This window comes from Sodaliphilus sp. (assembly GCF_045598405.1).
In the GTDB taxonomy this organism is placed as follows: domain Bacteria; phylum Bacteroidota; class Bacteroidia; order Bacteroidales; family Muribaculaceae; genus Sodaliphilus; species Sodaliphilus limicaballi.
Window position 1 is genome coordinate 1 of record NZ_JAZLLZ010000028.1, and the last position, 15315, is coordinate 15315.

8 protein-coding genes and 2 tRNA genes are annotated in these 15315 nt (G+C 48.9%); 6 read left to right on the forward strand and 4 right to left on the reverse strand.

The genetic code is table 11. The annotated features are described in order from the left end of the window. Positions 1-564: 564 nt before the first annotated feature. Positions 565-3915 (reverse strand): transcription-repair coupling factor, encoded by a 3351-nt coding sequence (gene mfd, locus ACKI3C_RS02600; protein WP_407401749.1) that lies wholly within the window; start codon positions 3913-3915, stop codon positions 565-567. 240 nt (positions 3916-4155) lie between these two features. Continuing rightward, positions 4156-5874, reverse strand: coding sequence for a S41 family peptidase (locus ACKI3C_RS02605; RefSeq protein WP_407401751.1), 1719 nt, complete (start codon positions 5872-5874; stop codon positions 4156-4158). A gap of 173 nt (positions 5875-6047) precedes the next feature. Between ACKI3C_RS02605 and ACKI3C_RS02610 the strand changes: the two genes are divergently transcribed. The 4 genes from ACKI3C_RS02610 (at position 6048) to ACKI3C_RS02625 (ending at position 10306) form a co-directional block, all read left to right on the forward strand. Next, positions 6048-6121 (forward strand) — tRNA-Asn (locus ACKI3C_RS02610). Positions 6122-6140: 19 nt separating this feature from the next. Beyond that, positions 6141-6214: transfer RNA gene (locus ACKI3C_RS02615), tRNA-Asn, on the forward strand. Between the two features lie 1143 nt (positions 6215-7357). Next, a complete protein-coding gene (locus ACKI3C_RS02620; RefSeq protein ID WP_407401753.1) occupies positions 7358-8680 on the forward strand; it encodes an Ig-like domain-containing protein in 1323 nt (440 codons plus the stop codon). A gap of 24 nt (positions 8681-8704) precedes the next feature. Beyond that, positions 8705-10306: an Ig-like domain-containing protein gene (locus ACKI3C_RS02625; protein WP_407401755.1), complete on the forward strand. Its 1602-nt coding sequence runs from the start codon at positions 8705-8707 to the stop codon at positions 10304-10306. 105 nt (positions 10307-10411) lie between these two features. Here the strand turns inward: ACKI3C_RS02625 and ACKI3C_RS02630 are convergent, their stop codons facing one another. After that, the gene (locus ACKI3C_RS02630; RefSeq protein WP_407401757.1) at positions 10412-11104 is read right to left on the reverse strand and encodes a choice-of-anchor J domain-containing protein; all 693 of its coding nucleotides are present in this window, start codon (positions 11102-11104) and stop codon (positions 10412-10414) included. Between the two features lie 233 nt (positions 11105-11337). Next, a complete protein-coding gene (locus ACKI3C_RS02635; protein WP_407401759.1) occupies positions 11338-12195 on the reverse strand; it encodes a hypothetical protein in 858 nt (285 codons plus the stop codon). Between the two features lie 218 nt (positions 12196-12413). Here ACKI3C_RS02635 and ACKI3C_RS02640 point away from each other — a divergent pair, with 218 nt between their 5' ends. After that, positions 12414-12968 (forward strand): hypothetical protein, encoded by a 555-nt coding sequence (locus tag ACKI3C_RS02640; protein ID WP_407401761.1) that lies wholly within the window; start codon positions 12414-12416, stop codon positions 12966-12968. A gap of 558 nt (positions 12969-13526) precedes the next feature. Then, positions 13527-14951, forward strand: coding sequence for an AAA family ATPase (locus ACKI3C_RS02645; RefSeq protein ID WP_407401763.1), 1425 nt, complete (start codon positions 13527-13529; stop codon positions 14949-14951). Positions 14952-15315: the final 364 nt, after the last annotated feature.

Consider the following 15315-nt stretch of genomic DNA (forward strand, 5'->3'; position numbering starts at 1 on the left):
GCCGACACGCAGAACGCAGTTCTGCACATAACCCTGTCCTAACTGAGCGCAAGCGAAGGCAGGGCAGGGTAAACGCGATACACTATACTGCGGTTGAAGACCGCAACCTTGCACGTTTCGAGGTAGCGGTCTTCAACCGCGCGTTTTGTCACACTTCACACCCCCACCGGCAGGCGTGTCACTCCCTTCGGTGGGGGATATGTGCCCAAAGCAAGCTTTGTGCGTGTCGGCTTCCAGCCTCTAATTGTTAATATATTTTCAATGAAAAAATCAGTGAGTTCAGTGAAATCCGCGCGGGGAGTTCCATTGCTGAATAGTTACTAATCGGAGCAAATAGGTGAAACCCAAATGGTTCCAAATGCTAAAGTTGAATTAAAATTGCTTTTCTAGTTCGAACGCAAAAAACCCAAATAACCGAACAAAATAGCTACAAACAACCGAACAAAATGGCTACAAACAACCGAAAAGGTTTCTTTTTTCTTGTGTATGTTATTAACTTTTAGCAGTTTTGCAAGACGGCGTGTATGTAGTCCCTATCGGCTGCTTGAGACCATAATCAGGCCGCTATAAGTTGGTTGTGTGGATGGTGGTGAAGATGTCGAGGGCTTGGGTGACGGTGGTCACTTGCTTGATGATGAACTTGCGTCGGCCGTTGGGCTCGCGTATCTCGCAGCGCAGCGGGTTGTCCTGCAGATACTTGATCATGCGTCCGAAGGCGGGCGACTGGTAGTAGGCGGCGTTCTCGGCACCCACGAAATAGACGTGCATGTCGCCCCCTTTGAGCACTATCTTCTCGATGCCCAGGCGTCGTGCCGTGCGTCGTAGCGGCACGATGCGAATCAGCTCGGCCGACATGGCGGGAATCTGACCGAAGCGGTCACGCAGACGTGCTTCAAATTCCTCGACTTGCTGGTCGGTCTCCATGGCGTCGAGTTCGCGGTAGAGGTTGATGCGTTCGCTCTCTTGCGGCACGTAGGTGGCGGGGAACATGAGCTCGAGGTCGGTGTCGATGGCGCAGTCGCTCACGTAGTCGGCCTCGTCGGCAGCGGGGTTCTCGTGTTCCTCGGCAAAGACGTCGGCAAACTCCTCGGTCTTGAGTTCGAGCACAGCCTCGGCGAGCACCTTCTGATAGGTCTCATAACCCAGGTCGGCGATAAAACCGCTCTGCTCGGCGCCCAGCAGGTTACCAGCGCCACGTATGTCGAGGTCCTGCATGGCGATGTGTATGCCTGCCCCCAGGTCGCTGAAGCTCTCTATGGCTTGCAGGCGGCGACGTGCCACGGGCGTGAGGGGCTTGCTGGGCGGAACCAGCAGGTAGCAGAACGCCTTGCGGTTGCTGCGTCCCACGCGTCCGCGCAGCTGGTGCAGCTCGCTCAAGCCGAATCCCTGGGCATTGTTGATCATGATGGTGTTCACGTTGGGCATGTCGATGCCGCTCTCGATGATGGTGGTGGCGATGAGCACATCGTAGTCGTGGTTGGCAAAGTCGAGAATGATTTGTTCCAGTTTCTCGGGATCCATCTGCCCGTGGCCCACCACTGTGCGTGCGTCGGGCACCACGCGGCTCACCATGTTCTGCAGGTTATATAGTTGCTCGATGCGGTTGTTCACGATGAATACCTGCCCGTTGCGCGAGAGCTCGAAGTTGATGGCCTCGGCCAGAACCTCGTCGCTGAGCGTGCCCAGAGTCGTGAGGATGGGGTAACGGTTGGCTGGCGGGGTGTTGATGGCACTCAAGTCGCGCGCGCCCATGAGCGAGAATTGCAAGGTGCGGGGTATGGGGGTGGCGCTCATGGTGAGGGTATCGACGTTCACCTTGAGTTGCTTGAGCTTCTCCTTGGTGGCAACGCCAAACTTCTGTTCCTCGTCGATGACGAGCAGCCCCAGGTCCTTGAATTTCACAGTCTTGCCTATGAGTTTGTGGGTGCCTATGATGATGTCAATCTTTCCCTCGGCTAGGTCGGCGAGCAGTTGCTTCACCTCCTTGGGCTTGCGTGCCCGGCTCAGGTAATCGACACGCACCGGGAAGTCCTTGAGTCGGTCCTTGAAGGTGTTGTAGTGCTGGAACGCAAGCACCGTGGTGGGCACGAGGACGGCAGTCTGCTTGCCGTCGGTAGCGGCCTTGAACGCGGCGCGTATGGCAACCTCGGTCTTTCCAAATCCCACGTCGCCGCACACCAGTCGATCCATGGGCTTGGCGCTTTCCATGTCGGCCTTGACAGCGATGGTGGCTTTGAGCTGGTCGGGGGTGTCCTCATAGATGAACGATGCCTCAAGTTCCTGTTGCAGGTAGCTGTCGGGCGAGAAGGAGAATCCCTCTTCCTTGCGTCGCTGGGCGTAGAGCTTGATGAGGTCGCGTGCAATGTCCTTGAGTTTGCTCTTGGTGCGGGACTTCATCTTGTTCCAGGCGCCTGAGCCTAGTTTGTTGAGCCGGGGCTCCAGTCCTTCCTTGCCGCGGTATTTAGAGAGTTTGTGCAGCGAGTGAATTGAGACAAAAATCATGCTGCCGCCCTGGTAGGTGAGTTTGATCATCTCCTGCATCTTGCCGTTGACTGCCGTGCGCAGCAGGCCGCCGAACTTGCCCACGCCGTGGTCCTCGTGCACGATGTAGTCTCCCACCTCAATCTGGTTGAGCTCCTTGAGCGAGAGGGCGAGTTTGCCGCTGCGTGCGCGGTCGCTTTTAAGGCTGTATTTGTGGAAACGGTCAAAGATCTGATGGTCGGTGAAGACGCACATCTTGAGGTCGTCGTCAACAAACCCCTCGTGCAGCGCCCGCAGCACGGGATCAAACACGATGTCGTCCTTGCGGTCCTCAAAGATGACGCGCAGGCGGGCTATTTGCTTCTCGCTGTCGCTCAGGATGAAGATCTTGTAGCCTCGTGCCAGGAAGTCCTTGAACGAGTCACTGATGAGGTCGAAGTTCTTGTGATATATGCCCTGCGGCTTGCAGTGCAGCGTCATGCTGGCGTCATAGCTGGCCTGGGGCTCGCCGGCAGGGAAATCGATGCGGCGCATCGCTGCCAGCGAACGCATGAACGCCTCGGCATCGACCACGTTGTCGAGCGCAGTCATGTCGCCCTCGTTGGCCATCACGGCGCTGTTAGAGAACGTTTCCTGGCCTATTGACTTCACCCTGTCGCACAGCCAAGCGGCGTCGCGGCACAGAAGCATGGTGTCGCTGCCCACATAGTCGAGCAGCGAGGTGCATGCCTTGCTGGCGTTGTTCACGTTGTTGACGATGTGCACCTGGCTCACCTTCTCCTCGCTGAGCTGTGTCTCCACGTTGAAGATGCGTATGCTGTCGATGTCGTCGCCGAAGAAATCCACGCGATAAGGTCGCTCGTTGGAGTAGGAGAACACGTCGAGGATAGAACCGCGCACCGAGAATTGCCCAGGCTCATACACATAGTCCACACGCGAGAAACCGAACTCCATGAGCTTGCCGGTGACCTGCGTGAGATCCACGCTCTCATCCACCGTGAGGGTGATGGTGGACTGCTCCACCTCTTGTGCCGACGCCACTTTCTCGGCAAGAGCCTCGGGATAAGACACCACCCACCTGAGCTCCTTGCTTGAACGCCAGCGGTTGAGCACCTCGGTGCGCAGTATCTCGTTGGGCGCGTCCACGCGTCCATACTTGATGTCTCGCTTGTAGCCCGAGGGGAAGATGAGGGCTGCGTCGCCGCCGGCAATCTGGCACAGGTCGTTATAGATGTAGCCTGCCTCGTCCATGTCGTTGGCAATGATGAGGTAGGGGCTTTTGAGCCTGGGCAGACGGGCGAAAAGCATTGCTGCCGACGAGCCGGCAAGTCCGTTGACGCTCATCATGCGAGTGTGCTTGTCGGCAATCATCAGCTTGACGGCCGACAGGCGTGCGTCGCTGTTGAACGAGTTGCACAGTTGGGTTATGTCCATGAGGATGAGGTTTTATCTATTTAGTCGATAGCTTGCAGCGCCAACATGTTGACCAAAGAAAATATTTTTTATAAGTTTATGCTTTGCAAGAAAATAAGCGGGTTCAGCCCGCAAAATAACATTACCCTAACAAGAGGAAATATCATTTTATTCGCCAGGCGAACTATTTTCTTGGCGTGAGCCATTTGAATATGAAAAAATATTTTCTTTTTTCTGCTGCATGGTTAAAGTTTTGAGTCTTTAGCGTTTCTTCTTGTTGCTCTTGGCGGGTTTGCCCTCGGTGACGGGCTTGCCCAGGATGCGCTCATACTCGCCAGGCTTGGCAAACATCTCGAGAGTGCGGTCGATGGCCTCGTCCTTGCGCACCATGTACTCGAGTTGTCCCTGCTGGAAATAGTAGCGGTCAAGTATCTCCTGCGCAAGGTGCTTGGCGATCTCGCTGCGGTGAGTGTCGAGGTCGTGCGACAGGTCGTGCTTGAGCAGTTTCTCCAGGCGCTCAAACTCGATGCTGGTGGAGTCGTTCATGTAGCCCTCGGCTTTGGCAACATCCTTGAGGGCTTTGAGGCCGGCTTCGCACACCTTGTCGTATTCAAACTTATCGGGGTTGATAAACGCCTTGAACTCATTGAAAATCTCATCAGTTACCTCAAACTTTGCGGGAGAGGGTATAGATGGGTGCTCGGCGGCATACTTGGTAGCGAAGTCAAAAGCCCAGTGGTCGCGCACGATATTGTAAACCAGGCGGTTGATTTCGGGATATTCAACCTTGATGTCGGGGGTGATGCCTCCGCCGTCGCGCACCTCACGTCCGTTGGCAGTGTGAAACACGTTGGCCAGCGAGTCGGGCTTGCGCTGGAATGTGCCGTCGGGGTTGCGGTGCGAGTAGTCCACTTCCTGGATGAGTCGTCCGCTGGGGATATAATACTTTGCCACGGTCACCTTGAGCAGGCCGTCGAAAGGAAGCGGACGTGTGCTCTGCACCAGTCCCTTGCCGAATGAGCGCGAGCCCACGATAACCGCACGGTCGAGGTCTTGCAGCGCGCCCGCGGTTATCTCGCTCGACGATGCGCTGCTGCCGTCCACCAGCACAACCAGCGGAGTGGTTGTATCGACGGGGTCGGCTGTGGTCTTGTATGTCTTCTCGCTCTGCTTGTCGCGGCCGCGGGTCACGAGCACCTGTGTGCCCTTGGGAACGAAATGCCCCACAATCTGGATGGCACTCTCCATGAGTCCGCCGCCATTGCCGCGCAGGTCGAGCACCAGGAACTTGACGTCGGGGTTCTGCTTGAGCTCAACCACAGCGTCCTTGACCTGCTGGGCCGACTGCTCGTTGAACGTGGTAAGGCTGATATATCCCATGCAGCCTCGTGCCACGCCATGGTAGGGCACGGGATCCACCTTGATGGTCTCGCGGGTGATGTCGAAGTCGATTATGCTGTCTTGCGTCCACTGGCGTTCCACCTTGAGGTGCACATGGGTGTTGGGCTGTCCCTTGAGGTGCGAGCTCACGCTGTCGCTCGACCAGTTGACCACGCTGTCACCGTCTATCATGATGATGCGGTCGCCCGGGCGCAGTCCGGCCTTGGCAGCGGGGCTGCCCTTGTAGGGGCTAGAGATATATACCCCCTTCTTGTCGCCGGTGCGGTTCATGATGTAAGACCCTATGCCGCCATACTCGCCGGTGGCAAGCACCCTGAACTCGTCCTGCTCGCTGGCGGGAATGTACTCGGTGTAAGGGTCGATGTCGTCGAGCATGGCATTGATAGCCGTCTCAATCGACTTCTTGGCATCGATAGTATCGACATAGAAGGTGGTCAGCTCCTTGTATATATTATTGAAGATGTCGAGGTTTCTCGCCACCGATGCGCTGTTAGCGTCGTTGCTGTCGCCCATAGCAGCGGGCACGACAAGTGCCGCCAGCAGCGATGCGGCAGCAATTTTGAGATATGTTTTTTTCATCATAAAATATTTTTCCAACTGCGAAAGTACTACATAAAGGTGAAAAACCACTATTTTGAGGATAAAAAAACGCAGAAAAGCACATTTTTTTAAATATTTTTGTGAAAACTATTGCACAATTCAAAATTTGGGCGTAAATTTGCACCGCAATTCGCGAAAGCGATAACGCACCCGCTTCAATAGCTCAGTTGGTTAGAGCACATGACTGTTAATCATGGGGTCGTTGGTTCAAGTCCATCTTGAAGCGCACATATCACAAACATTCTGCTTCAATAGCTCAGTTGGTTAGAGCACATGACTGTTAATCATGGGGTCGTTGGTTCAAGTCCATCTTGAAGCGCAAAGAAGAGTCGCAACAGCGGCTCTTTTTTGCGTTATATACCCCCCATCCCAACGCACAGCAATGAGGAATCAGCAGAGTTTCCTATCTCCCACCGAGGCACAGAGGTCACAGAGAATTTTTTACTGAAATAAATTATCCAGAATTAAAAGAAATTATTTTTTTTCCTCTCTGTGTTTTTTTACAGGAAAGGAGCTAAAAAAAACAAGAAAAACCGTTTTGCGAGCAATGTGTCTCTACGAGCCACTGATGCTTGTTGCGGCCTTGGTCTTATGAGAACAAGTTCTCAACGCCCAATCCCGCAACAATCATCACCCTGCGGGCTTGCTTGCTCGCAAAACCAAAAAACACCGCTTCGCTGAAAAACAGATTTTATATATTTTATGCTTATTTTCAGTGTATTTCAAGCGCAGCGCCTTTTCTCTTAGGTTGTATTTTGGACGGAGGCACGGAGGCACAGAGAAGAAGGATTAGTGGGTTTCCCTAGACGGTAGTTGACGACGGAGTCGTCACATTGCATCGTAACCGATGGCCGTAGGCCGTCGGAAAAAGGATTAGTGGGTTTCCCTAGACGGTAGTTGACGACGAAGTCGTCACATTGCATCGTAACCGATGGCCGTAGGCCGTCGGAAAGAGGCATATAGCAACCGACCTCGAAGGGGTCGCACATACGGCAGAATCACTTGCTCGGTTGATAATGTTTCCCAACAAACAACACATTATTTTTGCATTCATGGAAACAACAAAGTCTATACATTAAACAGCACAAGGTGATAAAACTGATAAAAGTGATAAAAGTGATAAAAGTGATAAAAGTGATAAAGGTGATAAAGGTGATAAAAGTGATAAAAGTGATAAAACTGATAAAACTGATAAAAATGATAAAAGTGATAAAAGCGATAAAACTGATAAAAGTGATAAGTACGACGCTAAAACCGTCGTTGTGGCCCATTTTGCCCGTAGGAATGGGTCAAATTATACAAAAAATGTGTTTTTGTTTCAAACGACCCTCGTTTTTACGCTAACGCCCCGTGATAAATTAAAATTTATCTAACTTTGCATCGTCGCAAGGGGCCGCTAAAATATTTATTGGTGCTTTCCTGAGAAACCTTGATGTGACTTATAAAAACTAAAAAACAAAATATGAAGAAACGAATGTTATTATTGTCGATGGCATGTGGCTTACTTGCCATCACAGCCAGCGCCCAAATTCTCAAGGGCGACATGAACGATGACGGCGTGCTGGACGTTATTGACCTCAACGCCACAACAGCCACTATCCTTGGCCAACAAGAGAAAAAATTCATCAAAACAGGTGGTGACCCATTTGCCATCGACAACACTCCAGTCATTGGATCCTGGTATTACACCGAAGAGGACGAGCTTCATATATGGGTTCACCGACTTATTCTAAGGAAAGATGGTAGTACTAACTATTCTGGTGCTGCTACCTACGAGTTCCACCCCTATCAGGGACGCATTGTGTTCCTTAATGCAAGCGGTGAGCCAGTGTCAAGGATGTCGGTAATCAACCTCAAGGAGAGCAGCATGGTGTGCGCTATCAACGGACAGAGTCCGCTCGTCACTTACTCCCCTATACAAAACAGTCCAGTGACCGAAATTCAGTTGAGTGCAACCAACCTTGAGATGAAACCCAACGAGACCAAGCAACTTACTGCCACTGTGCTTCCTACCTATGCTTTTGACAACTCAATCACCTGGACAAGTAGCAACGAGAGTGTTGCCACGGTCACCGACGGCAATGTCAATGCAGTGGGATATGGAAAAGCCACCATCACCTGCTCGGCAAACGACGGCAGCGGCGTGAAAGCCACCTGCGAGGTTGATGTCACACCTGAATATGTGGATTTAGGCTTGCCAGGTGGAGTGCTGTGGGCAGCTTACAACATCGGAGCCGAAAAGCCCGAGGAACTTGGCAAAGCCTTTGCATGGGGCGATATCGTGGGCTACTATATTGACGAGGATCACCAGTTCAATATACCGAACTACAAATGGTGTCTTGGTCGATATATTAGTGATATTAGATCTATGACCAAATATTGCACTGATTCGCGTTTTGGTAGTTATGGTAATGTTGACAACAAGTCTACCCTTGACCCCGAGGACGATGCAGCGACTGCCAACTGGGGCTCAAGCTGGCGCATGCCCACAGCTCAAGAGATAGAAGACTTAATAAATACCGAATACACCACCCTAGAGTTTGTGACATTTAATAATGTGAGTGGTTGCAAAATAACGAGCAAAAAGAATGGTAACAGTATTTTCCTTCCACGTAATGGGACTCAATATGTTAGTTATAATTATTACTGGTCGAAAGATCTCAACTTGAATTCAAATGACCAAGCCTACTCTCTGCGCGTACAGGAAAATCACGGTTACAAACTAGTCTCTGCATCACGTGCAGCTGGGCTACTCGTCCGCCCTGTGCGAGTTTCAACAAAATAACATTGGCTTTTAAAAACGAAAAAGATGAAAAAAATTAGTTATATATTATTGATGGCTTGGGGCTTACTTGCCTTTTCGGCCAGTGCCCAGATTCTCAAGGGCGACATGAACGATGACGGCGAGCTGGATGTTATTGACATCAACGCATCGTCGGCCACTATACTTGGTCAGCAAGAGAAACAATATATCAACCCTGGTGTCAATCCGTTTGCCATTGACAATTCACTCGTTGCCGGCATCTGGTGGCTTAACAAGACCGACCACTTTAGCCTCATGACTGATGGCAAGACCGACTATAACGGTGCAGCAACCTACGAGTTCCTGCCTTACCAGGGTCGCATCAGGTTTATGAATAACAATGGGAAGACAGTGTCGTGGATGTCGGTGATAAAACTCACAAACGGCAACATGTGGGTCGCTCCTAACGGACAGAATTCTCTTGTGGCATACACCTCTACACGCCCCGAAGCAAACTTGAGCGACGACACTCCATTCACCGTCGATAATTCTCTCGTTGCCGGCATCTGGTGGCATAACGTTAACACTCACTTTAGCCTTGCCGACGATGGCAAGACCGACTATGACGGTGCAGCAACCTATGAGTTCTACCCCTATCAAGGCCGCATCGTGTTCATGAACGCCAGCGGGGTGCCAGTGTCGTGGATGTCGGTTGCCAAGCTCGTTGAGGGCCGCATGTGGGTTGCTCCCAACGGACAGAGTTCGCTCGTTGCCTACAGCATTAAACGCCCTGACGCAAAATTAGTCACATCAATTCAGTTGAGCGCGACAAACCTTGAACTGGACATCAACGAGAACAAGCAGCTCACTGCAACCGTTCTTCCCGACGATGCCGACAACAAGACGATAACATGGACAAGCAGCAACGAGAGCGTGGCTAAGGTTACCAATGGCAATATCCATGCCGTTGCAGTGGGCACAGCCACCATCACCTGCTCGGCAACCGATGGCAGCGGTGTGAAAGCCACTTGCGAGGTGAGAGTCGTGAAAAAAGACCACAGCGGCAAAGATGACAATTGCGAATGGGTGGATCTTGACTTGCCTGGAGGTGTAATGTGGGCAGCATGGAATGTGGGAGCAAACAACCCCTTAGAAGGCGGCAGATACTTTGCATGGGGCGAAACCACTGGCTACTACCAGAGAAATCATGATTTCTGTTTTAGTAATTACAAATATAACGATGACGGTGAGTATAATAAATATAATAAAGACGACCGCAAGGAAGTCCTTGAGGCCAGCGACGATGCTGCTACTGCCGCATGGGGCTCGGCATGGCGCATGCCCACCCGTCAGGAATTGAATGACTTGAGAGAACATTGCACATGGACATGGACAACCAACTATAAAGGCTCAGACATTAACGGTTATATCATAAGGAGCAAGAGTAATGGCAATTTCATCTTCTTGTCGGCTGCAGGCTATTGCTCTGAAGAAGACTTCTACAATGAGAACTATGTTGACTACTGGACAAGTTCATTGAATAATGAAGACGACCCATATTTAGCGTACTTCGCTTACGGTACTAGATTAAGTTGCACTCACGAAAGCATAGCCGTGAATCGTATCGAGCGTTGGCGCGGACTGCCCATTCGTGCCGTGCGCAAATAATAAGGCTGCTATACTAATAAAAACAGCCTCCACCATGGTGGGGCTGTTTTTATTAGTAGTATCGTTAATATCGTCAATAACCAATAACCAATAACCAATAACCTCTTAATTAACCTTACCCAGGATGATGTTGTAGAGTATGTTGAGGTCGGTTGCGTCAACTGTTCCGTCGCCATTGACGTCGCCCACGAGGTCAATCTTGAAGCGGTGAGTGGTGTACTCGCTCATGCCGCTCTCATATTGTGCCTGGATTGCCACGGTGTGCTGGCCCGCCTTCACGTCATTGAGCACGATAAAGGGCTCGGTGGTGGAACCCACCACGGCGTTGTTGAACTTGATGTTATACTGCTTCACATAGCCCACATCCACAGTTGTGCCCTCGTCGTCGAGATTGCCCACATAGAAGTTGTCGATCTGTGAGAAGAAAGCGTCAAACGATGTGTAGTGGATGCCGATGCGCACCTTCTGTCCGGCATACTTGTTGAGGTCGGTCTCATAGAGGGTCCACGCACCGTAGCTCACAGGATTGATGTAACCCACGTCGTCCCACGAGTCGGTGAGGGGGTTCTGTGCACCATCGGTAAAGACACACACGCTCATGCTCTCGGGGTACTCGGCATAGGCCTTGGCGGCAAAGCGGCACACGAAGTTGTCGCAGATGGTGATTTCGGGCGAAATGAGCCACTTGTTAGCACCATTCATCTGCGGTGAGAAGAAAATGACGGTTTTGTCGCCCGAGGGAGCCATGACTGCAGGGTCGGTGGGCATCATGGCTGTGGTCTCTTGACAAAAGAACATAAGGACAGAAGAATAATTTTTAGTTGATTTTTGGTCAATTTCAAGCGAAGCGCCTTTTTTTTACTGAGGCGATCTGAATAAGTGATGGCGCTACGCTTGAAATAAACTGAAAATAATCATAAAATAAATAATCTGCGCAATCTGCGTAATCTGCGTGAGAAAGCATAGATAATCTGTTTAATCTACTTTGTGTTTCAATAGACCACAACACAGATTAAGCTAGATTTTCGCAATTAGTTTTTCAATATATAGTTAATCACAGCATTCACATCTGCTACATCGAGGTCGCTGTCCTCTGTAACATAACAATATTCAGGGTGTTTTTCCAGTCCAAGCACAGCATCTATAACAGTATTTACATCGCTTATATCGACAGTTTTGTTGTTATTTGCATCGTGTACCGACAACATCATCTTGTTATACAAGTCTTTATTAAAATACTCATACTCTCCCACGCCGTTCTTCATCGACACAAGCTTATACCCTAATGCTTGACTTTTGAAACAAAAAGGCCTACACAACAAATCGCCATCTTTATCATAATATGCCCCTATTCCTTCAATCACGTTGTGAAATACCCCATATCGCACTTTGTAGCAGTTACGGCTAACCAACAGACAAGAATCAGTCGTTTCGCTAACTATCTGATTGCCAGCTGAACTTTTGCCATAAAACGCATACCAATCTTGATAGAATTGCTCTAGGTTGTTAAAGTCATATAACAAAGATTCCTGAGTCTCTGAATTATATAATTCTCCCGAAACATTGTTAATGTAGCTACACCCATCTACGCGACTAGCATAAACACGCTTATTTTCTTCTCTAATAATGGCATGTGTGGTCGTCATGGGGATATCATTATAATCTGGATAACTACCAAAACGGCGAATTACTTTATAGGTATTGCCGTTGACAGTGGTATCGCCCGTTATATAGAGCCTATAATAATCTCCTAAAACATTTGAAAAATACACCCATTCGCTGCCCTCGCGCACTAACGGGGTGTAATTGTCATCGCTCGTTTGTGCACTGATACTGCTCCACGATGCCAGCACAAATGCTATGATTAAAAACATCTTTCTTGCACTCATAGTTATTATTTTCATTTAAAATTTTATGCAAATATACAAATATATCACAAAAGCTCAAAGAAAACAAACAATATTTCAAACTTTTGTGTGTTTTGTTATGGATTATAAAAAGAATTTGTTGCAGAAAAAAGTTCGAAAAAAATGAGGCGAGTTGCTCGGTTGATGGTGTTGCTTGGTTGCAGGGTGTGTAATTTTGCGGCATGAAAAACACTGATCAAATGAACCAAATGCTTAATCTCAACGAGAGTGAAATGCTTGCCCTGTGCAAGCGAGTTATGAATCTGGAACCTTGCCGCCGCGATTGCGTGGTGGAGCGCGAGGATGGCATCGACATCGACGAGTGGATCATGATGCGTGCCCGCTCGTGGTATGCCCGCCTTCTCATGGATGGGCCGCTGGCGTGGCTCCCCACGCAAGACATCAAAGACACCGTGGCGGTGACCAACTGCGGCAATGGCGTGGTGATGGCGGTGTATCCGTCGGTGTTCGTGCGCCCGGTGGAGTGGCAGCTCGAGGGCTGGCACCACAGCGTGAGCCACTTCGCATTGCCCGACGACACTATCGACATGCTGCAACACAATCCCTGGACCCGTGGCGGAGCGTGCAACCCGGTGGCGGTGGATCATGGCAACTGGATGCTGCTTTACAGCATTGACCCGCAAGCGACTCCTGTGTTGAAAATGGCTCGTTGCGTGACCTATCCTGGCACCGACCGCTTCGTCTTCAACCAAGCCGCAATCCCCACGCTCGAAGAAGCCCTGAAACAGGAATAAAAACTATTGCTGTCCGGTTAAAGTTGCGAGAGTTGTGCTAACTTCCCAAAACACTGCCATTTACGATACTTTGGTATAACCAGGGCTTGGTATAGAATAAAAAAAGAAAATGATTTTTTTAGTTTATATGGCTCACGCTAAGAACCTCCCTTAAAATAGAGGACTCTGTCCTCAAAATGATAATACACTATCTGTGAGGTAATTCCATTTTGCTTGCAGAGCAAGCTATTTTCTAAGCGAAGCATAAAAATCAAAATAAAAATATTTTCTTTTTTTTACCAGACAACAATAAATAAAAACACAATAACCCACTGGCATTGTCATGAAATGAGTGCGAGAATCTGACCCAAATCTATGGTTTTTACCCTACATTTGGGTCAGATTCTTGTGGTTTTTGCCCCGAAAACATATCTAATGTGCACAAGTTTGTAGCCTAAAAACTACCGAAAACGGTAGAAATTTCATAGAATCCGACCCAAATCTATGGTTTTTACCCCACATTTGGGTCGGATTCTAAATAAAATTGTTATCTTTGCCGAAGAAAAAAGAGATATAATTATGGATAAACTCATAGGCAGAGAAAAAGAAATAGCAGAACTCAAGAGATGTGTTGACTCGTCTCGCTCAGAATTTATTGTCGTGTATGGGCGCAGGCGCGTGGGAAAAACTTTTCTTGTGCGTAAGTTCTTTGACGACTCTTATTCTTTTCATTATGTGGGCGCTCATCAGGCATCAACACGAATCCAACTTGATAATTTCGCAAAAGCGTTGGAGCGCTATGGCGGGAAAAAAGTGCCCAGATTGAACGACTGGAGTGATGCCTTTGCACATTTGCAAACTCATTTAGAGTCGCTTGATAACACGAAACGTAAAGTAGTATTTATAGACGAAATGCCGTGGATAGACAATAAGCAGAGCCGTTTTGTAGAAGCGTTTGAATATTTCTGGAACAGTTGGGCCATGGGGCGAGATGATATTGTGCTGGTGGTGTGTGGAAGTGCTACGTCGTGGATGGTTGACAATCTTGAGGAGAATCAAGGAGGTTTGCACGGGCGCATCACGTCTCGCATATATTTACGCCCCTTTACGCTGCACGAGTGCCAGTTGTATTTGAAATCCAGAAGATTCGACTGGGATGAATATCAGATTATGCAAAATTATATGGTTATGGGCGGCGTGCCTCACTACATGAGTCTGCTCACACCAGAATTGAGTTTGCAGCAAAATATTGATAAACTGTATTTCGAGCGCGGAGGCATGCTCCGAACCGAATTTGACGAGTTGTATAACGCTTTGTTCACACAGGCTGATAAGTATATTGTGGTTGTGCGACTTCTTGCCCAACACCGAGAAGGCATGCTCCGGAGCGAAATCGAGCGTCACACAGGACTGTCGGGCGGCACACTAACTCGCATTCTCAGAAATCTTGAACGTTGTGACTTTGTGTATGGTTACACTCAATTAGGGAAAAAAGTAAAAGGGGTAATATACAAACTCGTCGATTTCTACACTCTGTTTTATTGCAAGTTTATTGACGGAAATCGCAGCGGCGACGAGCAGTACTGGATGCATAATTTCCAGTCAAGAAGCGTGAGCGTGTGGGAAGGATTGTCGTTTGAACTGGTTTGCTTGATGCATATATGGCAGATAAAACACGCTCTTGGAATTTCGGGTATTGCAACCGAAGTTGCAGCGTGGCGCAGTGCTCCTGCAAACGGACAACGTGGCACACAAATCGACTTGGTGATTAAACGTGTGGATAAAATTGTCCATCTTTGCGAGATGAAGTTTAGCGAGACTCCGTATGTGATCAAATCAGACTATGTAGAAAAACTATCACAACGCAAACAGCTTTTTTGCGACCAAACGGGTATCAAACGCGGGGTTGTTCACACGTTTGTAACTCCATGTGGACTTAATCGGAGCAAGCACAATAGTATAGTACACAGTGAAGTGACTGCCAATGAGTTGTTCACGATGTAAGCGACTATTGTAATTTAGACCATCTCCCACGAAGGCACAGAGGTCACAGAGAAATAATTAATAATCTAATTCAAGTTTCGCAAGCTGTAATTTGCTATATTGCAAACAAATAATGTATTCATCGCGCCGACACCTGCTTCGCTGAAAAACAGATTTTTATATTTTCAGCTTATTTTCAGTGTATTTCAAGCGCAGCGCCACCCCCTAAATACAACCTAAAAAAAGGCACTTCGCTTGAAATTAACTAAAAATTTATTCTTTGTCAACATCCTCATGTTACACAAAAGTGTTAGCAGTTATATTCCTACAAGATGTTGTTTTTTTTGTTTTTCCCATCATTTTAGGTCCAAAACCTGATCCAATA

What these genes read in the sequence shown, in the direction of transcription:
- mfd (WP_407401749.1), bottom strand. Translation starts at nt 3,915, where the DNA reads ATGGACATAACCCAACTGTGCAACTCGTTCAACAGCGACGCACGCCTG.
- ACKI3C_RS02640 (WP_407401761.1), top strand. Translation starts at nt 12,414, where the DNA reads ATGAACCAAATGCTTAATCTCAACGAGAGTGAAATGCTTGCCCTGTGC.
- ACKI3C_RS02625 (WP_407401755.1), top strand. Translation starts at nt 8,705, where the DNA reads ATGAAAAAAATTAGTTATATATTATTGATGGCTTGGGGCTTACTTGCC.
- ACKI3C_RS02605 (WP_407401751.1), bottom strand. Translation starts at nt 5,874, where the DNA reads ATGAAAAAAACATATCTCAAAATTGCTGCCGCATCGCTGCTGGCGGCA.
- ACKI3C_RS02630 (WP_407401757.1), bottom strand. Translation starts at nt 11,104, where the DNA reads ATGTTCTTTTGTCAAGAGACCACAGCCATGATGCCCACCGACCCTGCA.
- ACKI3C_RS02620 (WP_407401753.1), top strand. Translation starts at nt 7,358, where the DNA reads ATGAAGAAACGAATGTTATTATTGTCGATGGCATGTGGCTTACTTGCC.
- ACKI3C_RS02645 (WP_407401763.1), top strand. Translation starts at nt 13,527, where the DNA reads ATGGATAAACTCATAGGCAGAGAAAAAGAAATAGCAGAACTCAAGAGA.
- ACKI3C_RS02635 (WP_407401759.1), bottom strand. Translation starts at nt 12,195, where the DNA reads ATGAGTGCAAGAAAGATGTTTTTAATCATAGCATTTGTGCTGGCATCG.